This window comes from Paenibacillus sp. J31R30 (assembly GCF_059692115.1).
Map to the genome: position 1 here is coordinate 359,600 of NZ_JCAUAV010000005.1, position 13,992 is coordinate 373,591.

At 44.2% G+C, this 13,992-nt stretch carries 19 protein-coding genes and 1 tRNA gene; 2 read left to right on the plus strand and 18 right to left on the minus strand.

Going from position 1 to position 13,992, the window contains the following annotated elements; genetic code table 11:
- Positions 1-116: 116 nt before the first annotated feature.
- The 7 genes from rplI to rpsF form a co-directional block, all read right to left on the minus strand.
- Positions 117-566 (minus strand): 50S ribosomal protein L9, encoded by a 450-nt coding sequence (gene rplI, locus AC58QO_RS20295; protein WP_497268676.1) that lies wholly within the window; start codon positions 564-566, stop codon positions 117-119.
- Complete coding sequence (locus tag AC58QO_RS20300) at positions 563-2,524, minus strand: DHH family phosphoesterase (protein WP_497268678.1); 1,962 nt, start codon at positions 2,522-2,524, stop codon at positions 563-565. Before AC58QO_RS20300 ends, rplI begins: the two co-directional genes overlap by 4 nt.
- A gap of 18 nt (positions 2,525-2,542) precedes the next feature.
- Positions 2,543-3,457 (minus strand): DUF2232 domain-containing protein, encoded by a 915-nt coding sequence (locus tag AC58QO_RS20305; protein ID WP_497268680.1) that lies wholly within the window; start codon positions 3,455-3,457, stop codon positions 2,543-2,545.
- Positions 3,458-3,463: 6 nt separating this feature from the next.
- On the minus strand, positions 3,464-3,775 hold the full coding sequence (locus AC58QO_RS20310) for a MazG-like family protein (RefSeq protein WP_497244991.1): 312 nt from the start codon (positions 3,773-3,775) through the stop codon (positions 3,464-3,466).
- A gap of 193 nt (positions 3,776-3,968) precedes the next feature.
- A complete protein-coding gene (rpsR, locus tag AC58QO_RS20315; protein ID WP_028557221.1) occupies positions 3,969-4,256 on the minus strand; it encodes a 30S ribosomal protein S18 in 288 nt (95 codons plus the stop codon).
- 25 nt (positions 4,257-4,281) lie between these two features.
- Complete coding sequence (gene ssb, locus AC58QO_RS20320; protein WP_056622646.1) at positions 4,282-4,764, minus strand: single-stranded DNA-binding protein; 483 nt, start codon at positions 4,762-4,764, stop codon at positions 4,282-4,284.
- Between the two features lie 34 nt (positions 4,765-4,798).
- A complete protein-coding gene (gene rpsF / locus AC58QO_RS20325) occupies positions 4,799-5,086 on the minus strand; it encodes a 30S ribosomal protein S6 (RefSeq protein WP_028557223.1) in 288 nt (95 codons plus the stop codon).
- Between the two features lie 244 nt (positions 5,087-5,330).
- On the opposite strand from rpsF, the gene AC58QO_RS20330 reads away from it, so the two are divergent.
- Complete coding sequence (locus tag AC58QO_RS20330) at positions 5,331-5,522, plus strand: YjzC family protein (RefSeq protein WP_028557224.1); 192 nt, start codon at positions 5,331-5,333, stop codon at positions 5,520-5,522.
- 61 nt (positions 5,523-5,583) lie between these two features.
- Here AC58QO_RS20330 and AC58QO_RS20335 read toward each other — a convergent pair whose 3' ends face one another.
- The 5 genes from AC58QO_RS20335 to AC58QO_RS20355 form a co-directional block, all read right to left on the minus strand.
- Positions 5,584-6,024, minus strand: coding sequence for a hypothetical protein (locus tag AC58QO_RS20335; protein ID WP_497268682.1), 441 nt, complete (start codon positions 6,022-6,024; stop codon positions 5,584-5,586).
- Positions 6,025-6,176: 152 nt separating this feature from the next.
- Positions 6,177-6,264, minus strand: a tRNA-Ser gene (locus AC58QO_RS20340).
- A 76-nt stretch (positions 6,265-6,340) separates the two neighbouring features.
- Positions 6,341-6,568 (minus strand): DUF951 domain-containing protein, encoded by a 228-nt coding sequence (locus tag AC58QO_RS20345; RefSeq protein ID WP_497268684.1) that lies wholly within the window; start codon positions 6,566-6,568, stop codon positions 6,341-6,343.
- 1 nt (position 6,569) lies between these two features.
- On the minus strand, positions 6,570-7,457 hold the full coding sequence (locus AC58QO_RS20350; protein WP_497268686.1) for a mechanosensitive ion channel family protein: 888 nt from the start codon (positions 7,455-7,457) through the stop codon (positions 6,570-6,572).
- Positions 7,458-7,469: 12 nt separating this feature from the next.
- On the minus strand, positions 7,470-7,712 hold the full coding sequence (locus AC58QO_RS20355) for a putative Se/S carrier protein (RefSeq protein ID WP_497268688.1): 243 nt from the start codon (positions 7,710-7,712) through the stop codon (positions 7,470-7,472).
- Positions 7,713-7,808: 96 nt separating this feature from the next.
- Between AC58QO_RS20355 and yyaC the strand changes: the two genes are divergently transcribed.
- Positions 7,809-8,432, plus strand: a complete 624-nt coding sequence (gene yyaC / locus AC58QO_RS20360) for a spore protease YyaC (RefSeq protein WP_497268690.1) — start codon at positions 7,809-7,811, stop codon at positions 8,430-8,432.
- Here yyaC and AC58QO_RS20365 read toward each other — a convergent pair.
- The 6 genes from AC58QO_RS20365 to rsmG form a co-directional block, all read right to left on the minus strand.
- On the minus strand, positions 8,407-8,898 hold the full coding sequence (locus tag AC58QO_RS20365; RefSeq protein WP_497268692.1) for a DUF4446 family protein: 492 nt from the start codon (positions 8,896-8,898) through the stop codon (positions 8,407-8,409). The two genes, yyaC and AC58QO_RS20365, sit on opposite strands and share 26 nt — an antisense overlap.
- Positions 8,899-8,913: 15 nt before the next feature.
- Positions 8,914-10,074 carry an aminotransferase class V-fold PLP-dependent enzyme gene (locus tag AC58QO_RS20370; protein WP_497268694.1) on the minus strand — a complete coding sequence of 387 codons (1,161 nt, stop codon included), beginning with the start codon at positions 10,072-10,074 and terminating at the stop codon, positions 8,914-8,916.
- A gap of 278 nt (positions 10,075-10,352) precedes the next feature.
- The gene (locus AC58QO_RS20375) at positions 10,353-11,225 is read right to left on the minus strand and encodes a ParB/RepB/Spo0J family partition protein (RefSeq protein ID WP_497268696.1); all 873 of its coding nucleotides are present in this window, start codon (positions 11,223-11,225) and stop codon (positions 10,353-10,355) included.
- Complete coding sequence (locus AC58QO_RS20380) at positions 11,222-11,980, minus strand: ParA family protein (RefSeq protein WP_056622827.1); 759 nt, start codon at positions 11,978-11,980, stop codon at positions 11,222-11,224. The genes AC58QO_RS20375 and AC58QO_RS20380 overlap by 4 nt, the downstream gene beginning before the upstream one ends.
- A gap of 164 nt (positions 11,981-12,144) precedes the next feature.
- Positions 12,145-12,960: a nucleoid occlusion protein gene (noc, locus tag AC58QO_RS20385; RefSeq protein ID WP_497268698.1), complete on the minus strand. Its 816-nt coding sequence runs from the start codon at positions 12,958-12,960 to the stop codon at positions 12,145-12,147.
- Between the two features lie 306 nt (positions 12,961-13,266).
- Complete coding sequence (gene rsmG / locus AC58QO_RS20390; protein ID WP_497268700.1) at positions 13,267-13,992, minus strand: 16S rRNA (guanine(527)-N(7))-methyltransferase RsmG; 726 nt, start codon at positions 13,990-13,992, stop codon at positions 13,267-13,269.

Consider the following 13,992-nt stretch of genomic DNA (forward strand, 5'->3'; position numbering starts at 1 on the left):
ATTTTCACGGTTTAATAGTTTACTAGTTTTATGTCTACAAGAGAGAAGAGCCCCAGACTGGGACTCTCGCACTTTCCTACTGGCTATTCGAATCTTCATGCCCTGCACCGAAAAGCTTACTTCTCTTCCGTTACTTGCACGTTCAAGCTAGCTGTTATTTCCGCATGGAGCTTAACTGGAACCTTCGTTACACCTAGTGTACGAATCGGCTCTTCCAGCACGATTTTACGTTTATCAATCACGATCTTATATTGTTTCTCAAGTACTTCTGCAATTTGCTTACTAGGAATGGCTCCGAACAAACGGCCGCCTTCGCCAGACTTCGCTTTAATTTGAACCGTCATTTCACTAAGCTTCTCGCCTAGTGTCTGCGCATCCGCCTTCTCTTGATCCTTGCGGCGTTGCTCAGCTTTCTTTTGATTATCCAACACTTTGACTGTGCCCTGTGTAGCTGGAGCGGCAAGTCCTTGTGCGATTAGGAAATTTTGTGCATATCCCTCGGATACTTCTTTCACTTCGCCCTTCTTACCTTGGCCTTTAACGTCTTTTAGTAAAATTACTTTCATTCGAAAAGTCCCTCCTCTTCCTCTATATCCGCTAGTACTTGTTTTAATCGCTTCGTTGCTTCCTCTAATGTACCTTCCGTCTGTGTTGCTGCATTGGTTAGATGCCCGCCGCCGCCTAGACGCTCCATGACCACTTGAACGTTCATTTGACCCAGCGATCTCGCGCTAATGCCAATTAATCCGTCCGGTCGTTCGGCAATTACAAAGGAAGCCATAATATTCGTCATATTTAACAATGTATCAGCAACTTGAGCAATCATCAACTGAGAATATTTACGTTGTGGCTCAGCAACTGCCAAAGCAATATGATCATAGATCGTTTCTGTGTGTTTAATAATCTCGGAACGCTCAATATAAGAATCCAGATCTTCCTTCAGCAGCTTCTGTATGAGTGCAGAATCTGCCCCATTGCGTCGCAAGTACGATGCTGCTTCGAAAGTTCTTGCTCCTGTTCTTAGGCTGAAGCTTTTCGTGTCCACAACAATCCCCGCTAGCAGCATCGTGGCCTCTAGGACTTCCATCGACAGCTTCTCGTTGATATATTGCAGCAGCTCGGTCACCAGCTCACACGTAGAGGACGCGTACGGCTCCATATAGACGAGCGTAGCATCGTGAATGAATTCCTCACTCCTACGGTGATGATCGACCACTACGACCCTGTGTGTCAGCTGTAGCAGCCTAGGCTCGGCTACCATAGAAGCCTTGTGCGTATCTACAACAACCGCAAGGGAACGCTGTGTCGTAATCTGCATCCCTTGCTCCGGTGTAATGAACCAACGGTGCAGTCGCTCATCGGCCGAAATCGTCTCCATTACTTTCTGAATGGAAGGATTCACACCCTCCAGCACGATGTAGCCTTCTTTGCCGACAACCTGTACCGCCTTGAGCACACCAATCGCCGCACCGATAGAGTCCATATCCGGAAACCGATGTCCCATGATGATGACCTTGTCACTGTCCTTCATCAAATCGCGCAGTGCATGCGAGATCACTCGGGCTCTTACCCGTGTGCGTTTCTCAACCGCATTCGTTCTTCCGCCGTAGAAGGACAGGCGCTGTCCGACCTTCACCGTCACCTGATCACCGCCGCGGCCGAGTGACATATCCAGCCCCATTTGTGCCATTTGACCAAGCTCCGTCAATTGTTCAGCCCCTGATGCGATCCCAATACTCAGCGTTAATGGCAGCTTGTTCTCAATCGTTAGATCACGTACGTCATCCAGCAGCTCGAACCGTGTTTGTTCAAGCTGACGTAATGCCTTTTGGTCCATCAGAATCAGGAAGCGATCTGACGATGTCCGGCGTAAATACAGCTGATTCTTCTGAGCCCACTCGGTGATCTCACCGGTAACCTTGGCTAGCATAATACTGCGTGCCTGATCATCCAGTCCTTGCGTCGCCTCTTCCAGATTATCCATCATGACGATACCAATCGCCGTTTTGCTATCTTCGTATTTCTTCGCAAGCAGCGCCTGCTCTGTAATTTCACGTAGATAGAGAAGTCTCTCCTCCGGTTTGGACCAGACCTGATATATAAATTGGCCAACCTTTAACTCCATTTTATCGCTTTTGTCTTTCTTATTTTTGAGATCAGGGAAATAATCAAAGAGCGGCTCACCGATCACCGAGTCCTGCCCTAGCATCTTTGCTACAAAAGGATTGTGCCACTCAATGCGTTTCTCTTCATTATATAAAATAATGCCGATGGGCAGCCCGCTCATGACTTCATTGCCGGCTTTCTTCACCCTGTGGGTTATTGTTCCGACGTACGTATTCAATTCTCGACGAAAAGCTGTCTCCGCTTGCAGTGTAAAGTATGCCATCACTCCGCAGAGTAATAAAGCTGTTAGGCCCAGCCACCATTTGAACATATACAGAGTAGCTGTCAAGGCGATGAGCAGAACGAACATCCACACAATATGTTGACCGTGCCACCGCTTCAAAAGGAACTTCGGCATTCGAACTAGCTCCTAATCCTATAAATTTTTCTTGAACCGTTCACGGATTGGAAACGCAACATCAAATACCCCTAATAAGCTATAAACAATAAATAGTGGCGGCATGAAGACCAGGATGATGATCGCCACGATTGGCAGGATGGGTTTCCACTTATTCGCATGAGCAACAAAGAACAGGAAGCCTATCGCTTGAACTGCGAATACGAGCATCAACAGCGGCATCGCATTCATCAGAAGCGTGGAAATGAGCGAGCTTGAATCAGGCTTCGTGAATAAATCCAAGACGAATGCCACTAAATAAATCCAAACGAGTGATCTTTGCAGCATCCACTCTCTCATAGGTCGTAAACCTGGGATTCCTTCGCCCGATTTGTTCAGGAACCAGCGCGTTACGCCGTGCGTCACGAAGGTCACGAACAAAGCCAAGAAAATCAAATACAAGGGAATCACTTGCACAATAAAGCCAACATACCAGTCTTGATCCTTCGGTAAAATCTCCTGAATGCTTTGCGGCATAGTTGCGATACTATCTATCATGAATAGCTTGAACTTCGCAACCGGATCAAGACCCAATGCAAAACCTAGAAGCAAGCTTAACAATGACTCAGCCAGGATCGTAACGATACCCGCGGTTAGAACCGATCTTGCTGCAGCTTTGCGTTTATACAAATTACCCATCACTAACACAGGTGGTAAAATAAACAACGCAATTGTTATCAAATAGAGGCCTAACCACTGTGTAAGTATGTAAACAACGAGCAGACTAAGCACATAGCTAACGACGAAACGCTTCGTACTTGTTTTGACATATAACATAAGCACTGGAACCAACAGAAAACTACAAGTGAAAATAATAAATGGCGTCATCAACGACAGCAACGAAAGAATCATTACCGCGCTCCAGATGACACTTTGCCAACTTCGATTCCCCAACCGGGCTCACCTCTTACGTAAATGTTCTTCGAGCGATGAAATGTCGCCGTACCAGTCCTCAAGTTGATGGCCCTCTTGGCGGTGCTTCTTCATTTTCTCAACAATAGCTTCGTCCAAACTGCGATAAGAAATCCCCAGTCTCCGGCCTAAAATGTAGCCGCTCGAAATCAAACTGGCCAATCCATCGATCATCTTCGCATGACTACCTTCCCACATGCCTTTGAGCAGATGAGCTACATGATCTACGACTTCTGTTTTGAGCCACTCAATGACTTTGGCCCGTCTGGCTAGGTCAACATCTTTTTCCCTATTCAGCAACCGTCATCTCTCCTCATCTCACCAGAACGATAATGTTAATTATACCACAAAAATGCACTAGAAAAGAAAGCCTCTGCATCGGTATTCGTTCACTAGTCGTTGACGATGTTGAGATGATTGGAATTTCAGCATTCGTCTGCCTTCAGGCATACAAAAAAGACAGCCGTTTGACCAGCTGCCTTTGTGTTAAAACCTATTCCGTTGTGTAAGGAAGCAACGCGATTGTACGGGAGCGTTTGATCGCAATCGTCAATGCACGTTGGTACTTAGCGGAAGTACCAGTTACACGTCTAGGAAGAATCTTCCCGCGCTCACTGATGAACTTTTTAAGAGTCTCGATATCTTTATAATCAATATGCTTGATTTTGTTTACAGTGAAGTAACAAACCTTACGGCGTTTGCCTTTACCGCCTTTGCCACGAGGAGCAAATTTGCGATCAGCACGGTCATCACCATTGTTGTCTCTTTTTTGGAAAGCCATTGTGTCTCTTCAGTCCTTTCTACGTTTAAAATGGCAAATCATCATCGGAAATATCGATCGGTTTTCCGTCATCTATGAAAGGATCCTGCTGCTCGCGCGATCCACCGCCACGATTGCTGCTTCCGCCGCCGCTATAGCCGCCTGCGTTTGCATTAGAGGATCCGCCCTCTTCGCGATTCCCGCCGCCGCTAGATTCAAGGAAACGTACATTGTCGGCAATAATTTCGGTCACGTAAACACGTTTTCCTTCATTGTTGTCGTAATTCCGTACTTGAATGCGTCCTTCAACTGCTGTTAAACGACCTTTACGCAAGTAGTTCGCGCATGTTTCGGCAAGCTGCCTCCACGTGACGATATTGATAAAGTCCGCTTCACGTTCTTTCGAGCCACCGCTCGTGAAAGGACGATCTACAGCAAGTGTGAATTGGGTAACTGCTACCCCAGCTGGTGTATAACGAAGCTCTGGATCTCTGGTCAATCGACCGATAAGAATGACACGGTTCAACATGGAATAACCCTCCTGACGAAAATACTGGCATTGATTAAGCTACGTCGTTTACGATTAAGTGACGAATAACTTCGTCCGAAATCTTAAGTACGCGATCAAGTTCAGTTACAACAGCAGGTTCTGCGTTGAAGTGTACTAGCACATAGTGCCCGTCACGGAACTTCTTGATCTCATACGCAAGACGGCGTTTACCCATCAGGTCATGTTTGGAGATTTCTCCCCCACCGTTCGTGATGATGCCTTGAAATTTTTCTACCGTAGATTGAACAACTTCTTGCTCAACGTCAGTACGAATGATGTACATCAATTCATATTTGCGCATGTATTTCACCTCCTTTTGGACTAAGCGGCTCCTATTCAAACTTGCTAGGCAAGCGAAGGAGCAAGGAGCGAGGATTCTTATTCAAAACTCGCACCTGAATACTATAGCAAATCACGCGGCAAATTACAAGTTTTTATCACACGATTCGCACAGGTGGAAGCTGGAAGTCCATTGGGTACATGCTTCCACCCTCTTGGGGCAATCCTAACTATGATTGTTATTCTGATAAAGAGGTGATTCAATCGTGGGTGAATGGACACATTTTAATGAAGGCGATCATGTTCCTAACGACGGTGAGTATATGGAAATTGGCGAGAACGCCTTCCATATGGGGATCAACAATCCCAAGACGGTTACTCTGAGAAAAGGCGATACCTTTCCGGCAACGAGCAATCATAATCGCAAATGGCATAAAAAAGGCGGCAAACGGATGTAGCTTCATCTATTAAAATGAACAAGAACACCCCTTCTGAGATCTTGAGGGGTGTTCTTGTACTTTATCCTCTACTTCTGAACACACGCTTCTCTGAAATCTTCCCATCCGCGAAATAGACAAATTCAGCAATGTACCCTGCTTGATTGGTGATAGCAAATTGATAGGTACGTTTCCCATTTTCCTCTTTGACTAACTGCCCTTTGGAGCCCGTTTGCTTAACCAAATCATCGTAAGTGCTCGTCAGTGTGATTTTCTCGACTTGTTCTTTGGTTATTTTTGAAGTTGGCTCCGCGGCTCCGCCACCCGCAGTAGCCTTAGGCGTTGGCGTTGCTGTCACAGCCCCTCCTGCATTCGTCCCGCTAGGCGTCGCAGAAGCCCCTGCTGTGGGCTGAACGGTCACACCTGGTGTTGGACTAGCAGTCGCCGTATCATCCTTCTTAGCGCAGCCTGAAGCCACCACAGCAAACACCACAATGGCTGTCATCCATATCTTCCAATTCATATCAGTTGCCTCCTTGATCATGTTCCAATTCCTAACGGTTAGTTTGCCTGCATTTGGGAACTTTATCCCTCGCCCCCTCGTTTCTGAACAAACAAAAAAGCCGTCTATATCCAACATGGATACAAACGGCTTTCATCTAATGTCTTCTAGAACGGAAAGAGTGGGAGTCGAACCCACGCACGCCTCGCGACGCCTAACTGATTTCGAGTCAGCCCCCTTGGACCACTTGGGTACCTTTCCAAGAAAAATGAGAACAGGACTTATTGTATCAAAAAAGTCTGTCTCTCGCAAGTGTTTTACTATTTTTTATGGAAACTTAGCTCGTCTCTTCGTCTATCATGACATCTGGCACAGCATTGCTGCGCAATATTTTCTTGAGCTTGCTTTCGAACTTCGTTCTTGGCACCAGGACACTGTGCTTACAGCCTACGCACTTAATCCGAATATCCATCCCCATTCGAATAATTTCCATTTCATTTGTTCCACATGGATGGGGCTTTTTCATCTGTACAACGTCGCCAAGTTGGTATTCCTTCTTCTCCATCTTAGTTCCCCTCCACCTTTTCCTGTTTCACGTAGGTCACGACCTTCGGATAAGGGATTTCAATGCCATTCGCATCCAGATGCTTTTTAATTTCAGCATTCAGAATTCGTCCCACATCCCCTTGTGTGTTAGGCTTACACTCCGCAATGACCCTTATTTTCAGCTCCGAATTCCCAATCATTTGTACACCTAGCACCTCGGGCACTTTGACGATATTCTCTGTACGCTCGTGTACCTCGCCAACAATCTCACGCAGTAAATCAGTTGTACGATCAATATCTGCATCATAAGATATCGCCACATCAACTATTGCGATCGAGTTATACGTCGAGAAGTTCGTCACTTGCTTGATGTTTCCGTTTGGGATGATGTGAACCTCACCGGTCCAGCTTTTGATACGTGTCACGCGAATGCCAATTTCCTCAACAGTACCTTTGAATTGATCGATTTGAATGACATCGCCAACTCCGAACTGATCCTCAAAAATGATAAAGAACCCCGTAATAACATCCTTCACCAAACTTTGTGCTCCGAAACCTATCGCCAACCCGAGAACACCTGCGCCAGCGAGTAAAGGACCTAAATTCAATCCTACTTGGCCAAGGATCAACATGATAGCAACTAGATTTACTGTGTAGGCAATAAGATTATGTATGAGAATAGAGATCGTATTGGATCTTCTTCTATCAATGTTTAGCGGTGAGTTCTCTCTCGCAATCACCATGTGAGCAATCGTCTTATCGGCGATTTTAATAATGACTCTAGCAATAACATAAATAAGAGCTATTTTGATAACGATCCAGAATACCGAGGCAATGATTTCAGGTTTACTGATATGCTCCCGAATCCAATGCATCAACTCTTCGAAGTAATGTGTTTCAAAAGACACTAGTAAGCCTCCTTACTTTTCTACTATGGTACCATATCCATCTTCTTTTTTAAAATAGATTCCCCTGATCTCAACTTTCTCGCTTTCTATTATCTCTCGAACTTGTACAAGATCCGCTCCAGGAAATTCAATAGAAAGTGCGCATCCAGCTGTAATTTCTTTCGGTGTGGGCCTGATATCTATCTCAATATCTGCGTACTCTAGCAGCATCTCAGCTCTTAAGGCCTGTTGTGTAGAATCGAAAGCTAGCAACATGATAGAAAATTCCAGAGAAAGCTCTCCTCTCTACGTATAAATGTACCTCTCTCTCCATATACTAGTAAAAAAGATTTACTACTTTGGAGGGATATCATGAAATTCCATTTTGGATTCGACGGCGATAAAACCCCACCGCAAGAGCCTTTGAAAATTCAACATACCGATTCTAATACACCTTATCTTCTTGCCAAACATTTGCAATCAATTTTCAGTAAACTACCAACCTATCAACCTATCGTTGTGATCTGTGTCGGAACCGATAGATCCACAGGTGATGCCCTCGGACCTCTAGTTGGCTCTCACTTAAACCGTACCACATCACTTCGCAATCTCCATTTGTTCGGTACCCTGAATGAACCCGTCCATGCTATGAATTTAGCCGAAACCGTGGATAGGATTCACAAACAATTCCAGAACCCTTTTATCGTTGCCGTTGACGCTTGCTTAGGTCAAGTTGCTAGTGTCGGCTGCATCCAGGTTGCTCATGGACCTCTTAAGCCAGGTGCTGGCGTTAATAAAGACCTGCCTCCGGTTGGTGATATTCATGTGACGGGCATCGTCAACGTTGGCGGTTTTATGGAATATTTCGTTTTGCAAAATACGCGGCTTAGCCTTGTTATGAATATGGCCACTGTTATTGGCGATGCCCTCTATGCAGCCATCAGGCGAACTCAATCTTTTACTCCGAGTGCTACGACTGCTTTAAAGTTTGAGTAATCGTTTCTTTCTCTTCTGGACTTAATGTGTAGCTCGACTGACCTTTGGCTATCGGCTTAGCATATACATACATCTGCTCTCGACTATGTATCCCAGTGACGATCACACCATCCTGTTCTTCATTTAACAATGCCAAGGAGAAACTTAAATCACTTCCGCCTTCATTGAAAGCATTGTAGCGGCGAATGCCTATCTTTGATGTCATCTTCATCATGGACTGATGAATACTAGAAATATTAGCCGAGGCCCTCGAGGATTCGGCCTTTTGCTCGTTCAGGGCATTCTGCATGTCGATCAGCACTTGTTCCATGTTTTCAGCACTAGAACCATTGATAACTCGCATATACTGTTTCCGTAAAGATGACAAACGAATTGAAAGGATGATGATCGTAATAAATAATACCACTATGCATGCGAAGCAAACTAACATCACATATTCTGCATTCAAGCCAAACAGTTCCCCCATGCCCAATCCCTCTTTCTAGTTTGCGTATTGCGTTTGAATCTCTCTCACTGCATCAATTAGTGCACTTATTTCCTCATCCGTTGTAAAATATCCAATGCTCGCCCGAACGGCTCCCTTGGCCAAAGTCCCTGCGATTTCATGCGCAAGCGGTGTACAATGATACCCCGATCTCACAGCGATGTGAAAGGATTGATCGAGAATGAAAGCAACTTCCGATGAATCCACATCTTGAATGTTAAAGGAAACGATTCCTGTTTTATTTTGTCCAAGCTTCGGCCCGAGAATCGTCACCCCTTCAATTCCCAGTAGCCCTTCCATTAATTGTTGCGTATGTGCCCACTCTTTCTCGTGAATCTTAGCCACCGTCTCGGCAAGCACGAATTTCACGCCTTCATTCAAGCCAGCGATCCCAGCCGTGTTCTGCGTTCCGGCTTCATAGCGATCAGGACGCACCGTTGGCTGGTGGATCGCTTCCGATTGACTCCCCGTTCCTCCATGCAGCAACGGTTCCAAATCGATGTCCGGATGGATGTAAAGACCACCCGTCCCTTGAGGCCCCAGGAGCCCCTTGTGGCCAGGGAAGGCCAGCATATCGATATTCATATCTCCGACATGTATAGGCAGTACACCGGCGCTCTGAGCCGCGTCTACAAGGAGCTTCGCACCATGGCTTCTACAGATCTCTCCGATTTCACCGATTGGCATGATGGTGCCAAGTAAATTCGAGCTGTGATTCACAACAACGAGTGTTGTATTGGAGCGAAGTGCATTTCGTAGATCATTTATTTGCATGTTTCCCTGCTCATCGTGTGGTAGGTATGTAAGCTCGATTCCCGTCGATGCTTTCAAATATTCAAGCGGCCTTCTCACTGAATTGTGTTCAACATTCGTACAAATCACATGATCGCCAGGTTTAACAAACCCTTTGATCGCTTGATTTAATGCATGAGTCGTATTTAATGCGAATGAAATATCGTTCGGATTTCTAACACCGAATAACTTCGCCAAATTTTTTCTCGTTTCGAAAAGTACCCGGCTTGCCTTTACAGCCATCTGATGGCTGCCTCTTCCGGGATTCGCTGCATACTCTTGCATGCATTGCATCATGGCATTCATCACCGCTGGCGGCTTTGGCCACGAGGATGCCGCTTGGTCGAAATACATTACGTCCTTCATGTTTTCAGCCCCTTCTGAGAAAACTCTTGTGCAGCTATATCATGTTCATTGACCGCGTTTAGATGTTAGTTTTATCACCAATAGGAAAGCGGTTTTCGGCATCCGAAAACCTATACTTTCCTATGTGGTATCATCCCGTCAACCGAAATCTTATGCTTCTATGTGTGGTCACAAATATAGCATACCTCAGTTTTTTCTTTCTACTCGAAAGAAAAACATAGGAGACAGTCGTTCACCGTCAGATGAACAGACAGCCTCCATAGGTATGCTAGCAATTTTTAAGAGATTTTACCTTGCAACAACTCTAGCAGTCGGTTGAGATCGTCTTTCGAGTAATAGAGCAACTCGATCTTCCCTTTGTCCTGCTGGCTTTTAATTTTTACTGAAGTCCGATAAATATCTCGCAATTGCTCTTCTGCTTGACTTATATACGGATCTCTATTTTTCTCTTTTTGCTTCGCCTTTTCCTTCTCAGGTCCTGGCGGTTCTTCTAGCATTTTAATCGCTTCTTCAAGCTCTCTAACACTCCATTGTTTCGAGATCGTTGATTCCGCTAATTCTTTCTTAATCTTATCGTCCTTCACACCAACAATTGCTCTTGCGTGACCCATAGATAATGTTCCACGTGAAACATATTGTTTAATGGCTTCTGGCAGAGAAAGCAATCTTAGGAAGTTAGCGATATGCGATCTACTTTTACCAACCTTGGCTGAAAGCTCCTCTTGCGTCAATGAAAACTGATCAATAATGCCTTGATAAGCAAAAGCAATCTCCAGCGCATTAAGATCTTCACGTTGAACGTTTTCAATCAGCGCAATTTCCATTACTTGCTGATCAGATAAAATTCTCTCAACAGCTGGAATGGTAGGCGTGCCTGCAACTTGCGAAGCACGGAATCGACGTTCACCTGCAATGATTTCATAACCTTTGAGAACCTTACGAACAATGATTGGCTGAATGACGCCATGCTCCTTGATCGATTCCGAAAGCTCCTTGATGCTATCTTCATTAAAATGCTTTCTTGGCTGATACGGGTTAGCTCTTAATTGAGCCAGTGGAATTTGAATGACTTTATCGCTCTCATCAATATGCAAGGACGTAATTAACGCGTCTAATCCTTTACCTAAACCTTTAGAGAGGCCTTTGGTCATACTGAGATCACTTCCTTAGCAAGTTCTAAATACACTTCTGCGCCCTTTGATCTAGGATCATACGTAATAATGGATTGCCCATGGCTCGGCGCTTCGCTTAAACGTACATTACGAGGAATAATCGTTTGATAAACCTTCGTTTGGAAGTACTTTTTAACTTCTTCAATAACCTGAATACCTAGATTCGTCCTTGCATCAAACATCGTCAATAGAACGCCTTCAATTTGAAGTCCTGTATTTAAATGCTTTTGCACCAAACGCACTGTATTCAAGAGTTGGCTTAAACCTTCTAATGCGTAATATTCACATTGGATGGGGATGATTACGGAATCAGCAGCAGTTAAGGAGTTAATTGTCAAAAGGCCAAGTGATGGAGGACAATCTATCAAAATATAATCATATAAGTGTTTGACAAGTTGAAGTGACTTCTTCAATCGAACTTCTCTTGAAATGGTAGGAACCAATTCAATCTCTGCTCCAGCCAGTTGGATCGTTGCAGGAACGATTTTAAGATTTGGAACATTCGTTTCTACCGTTGCATCCTTCGGATGAACATCATTGATCAGAACATCATAGATGCAATTTGTTACATCAGCTTTATTCACGCCAATACCACTTGTTGTGTTCCCTTGTGGGTCAATATCGACCAGAAGAACGCGTTTACCAAGCGAAGCTAATGAAGCGCCTAGATTCACAGAAGTCGTCGTCTTACCGACGCCACCCTTCTGATTCGTTATTGCTATAATTTTAGACAAAACCATTTCACCTCTATCGCTTATGTTCCATAATGCTATTTAACAAGCAGTAGTACTATCTTACCATATCTATCAACCAGTTACCTTATGAATATTTGATAGATTCGTGCCATTAGATGCAAAAAAAACGGCTTGCGCCGTTTTAGGTAGCAGGAATGCCTAAATTATCGCTTAGGAATCTTAATTATAATTTCATAATGATCATCATGATCTTGTTCAGAGGTATTAATATGTAATCCCGAACTTGAAACCATTTCTACCGACTGTCGAATCGTATTCAGAGCTAGCCTCACATCTTTAGTAAAAGAAACACGTCGTGACTTCTTAATCTTCGCAGCTTCCTTTAGGAAACTGATTTTTATTTCCGTTTGTTTAACATTTAACTCCTTGGAGATAATCTCTTCAAGCAATTTAACTTGTTGCTCCTCTTGATCTAAGGCCAGTAGAGCTCGAGCATGACGCTCGGTGATCTTACGTTCCATCAAAGCCATTTTCACAGGTTCGCTCAATTGAAGAAGACGAATCTTATTCGCTATCGTAGATTGACTCTTACCAAGACGCTGCGCAAGGCTCTCCTGCGTGAGATCATGCATCTCGATCAATTGATGATAGGCCGCAGCCTCTTCGATCGCAGTAAGCCCTTCGCGTTGTAAATTCTCAATAAGCGCAATGGATGCCGCTTGTGAGTCATTAAAATCGCGGACAATGGCTGGAATTGTATCCATTCCTAGCTTTTTAACAGCACGCAAACGCCGTTCGCCTGCAATCAATTCAAATGTATTATTTTTGACTCGAACAACGATGGGTTGAATAATACCATGTGTACGAATGGTTTGGCATAGTTCGTCAATTCGATCATCATCGAACAGTGTTCTTGGCTGATAGGGACTTGGAATAATACTATTTACGGGTATGTTTTTGACCTCATCCGTCGTTGACCGATCTGCAAGGCCAAATAGCTTTGATATTTGTTCTTTCATAGGAAAACTTACCACCAACTCTTCCCGTAGTTTAAGCGATCAGTACAGTCATAGATAAGGGACCTATCCGTCCTATACAAGGTGAAAAGATCTATTCGCCATACCGAGACGATGTCATTCATGCTGTATGATTCTAGTAAATTTAATCTATCAATTGCGAATATCCAACTACAACATCACAAATAAAAATCTAAGGCGAAGCCAGTATCAGACCGGCTTTCACCTTATATAGGTATTCTCCATCGAAGACAATAATCCTTCTAATCTATAGGCAAGTAGATAAATGTTTCACGTGAAACATTTGCCTTATTTAGAGAGTGGCTCTTTTAACGGTATTCCTGCTTTCCGAGGATACTTAGCCGGCGTAGAGGCAGTCTTTCGAATTTCCACAAAGTGTCTTACGGACTCTTCAATAGGTAGAATCATCCGAATGACATTCGAAACCTTCCCTCGCAATTCTACTAAACTAAAAGAAGAATCGTTAATCTCCTCGTCTACTTCTGAGCCTTTCATCGCAATGAAGGTTCCTCCACTTTTCGCAAAAGGAAGACAGAACTCATTCAAAACTTGGAGTTTCGCAACAGCTCTTGCCGTAACAAGATCAAAGTGATCACGATAGCGAGGTAAGCGAGCGACATCCTCTGCTCTACCATGCACACAGTCCATATCCGATAGACCGAGCTGCGAAACGATTTCTTTTAGAAATAGAATGCGTTTATTCAATGAATCTACGATCGCCACTTGGAGATGAGGGAAAGCAATCTTTAACGGTATACTTGGAAAGCCAGCACCTGAACCAATATCGGCAAGTGACTTAACTTTCCCCATATCAAAATTAAAAGCCACTGAGAGAGAGTCATAGAAATGCTTGAGATACACTTGATCCCTCTCTGTGATTCCCGTTAAATTCATTTTCTCGTTCCACTCTACGAGAGTTTTGTAATACTGTTCGAACTGATCCAACTGTTGTGTAGATAGAATAATATTCTCTTTTCCTAATAACTCAGTAAATTGTTGCTGAATAGCATCCAT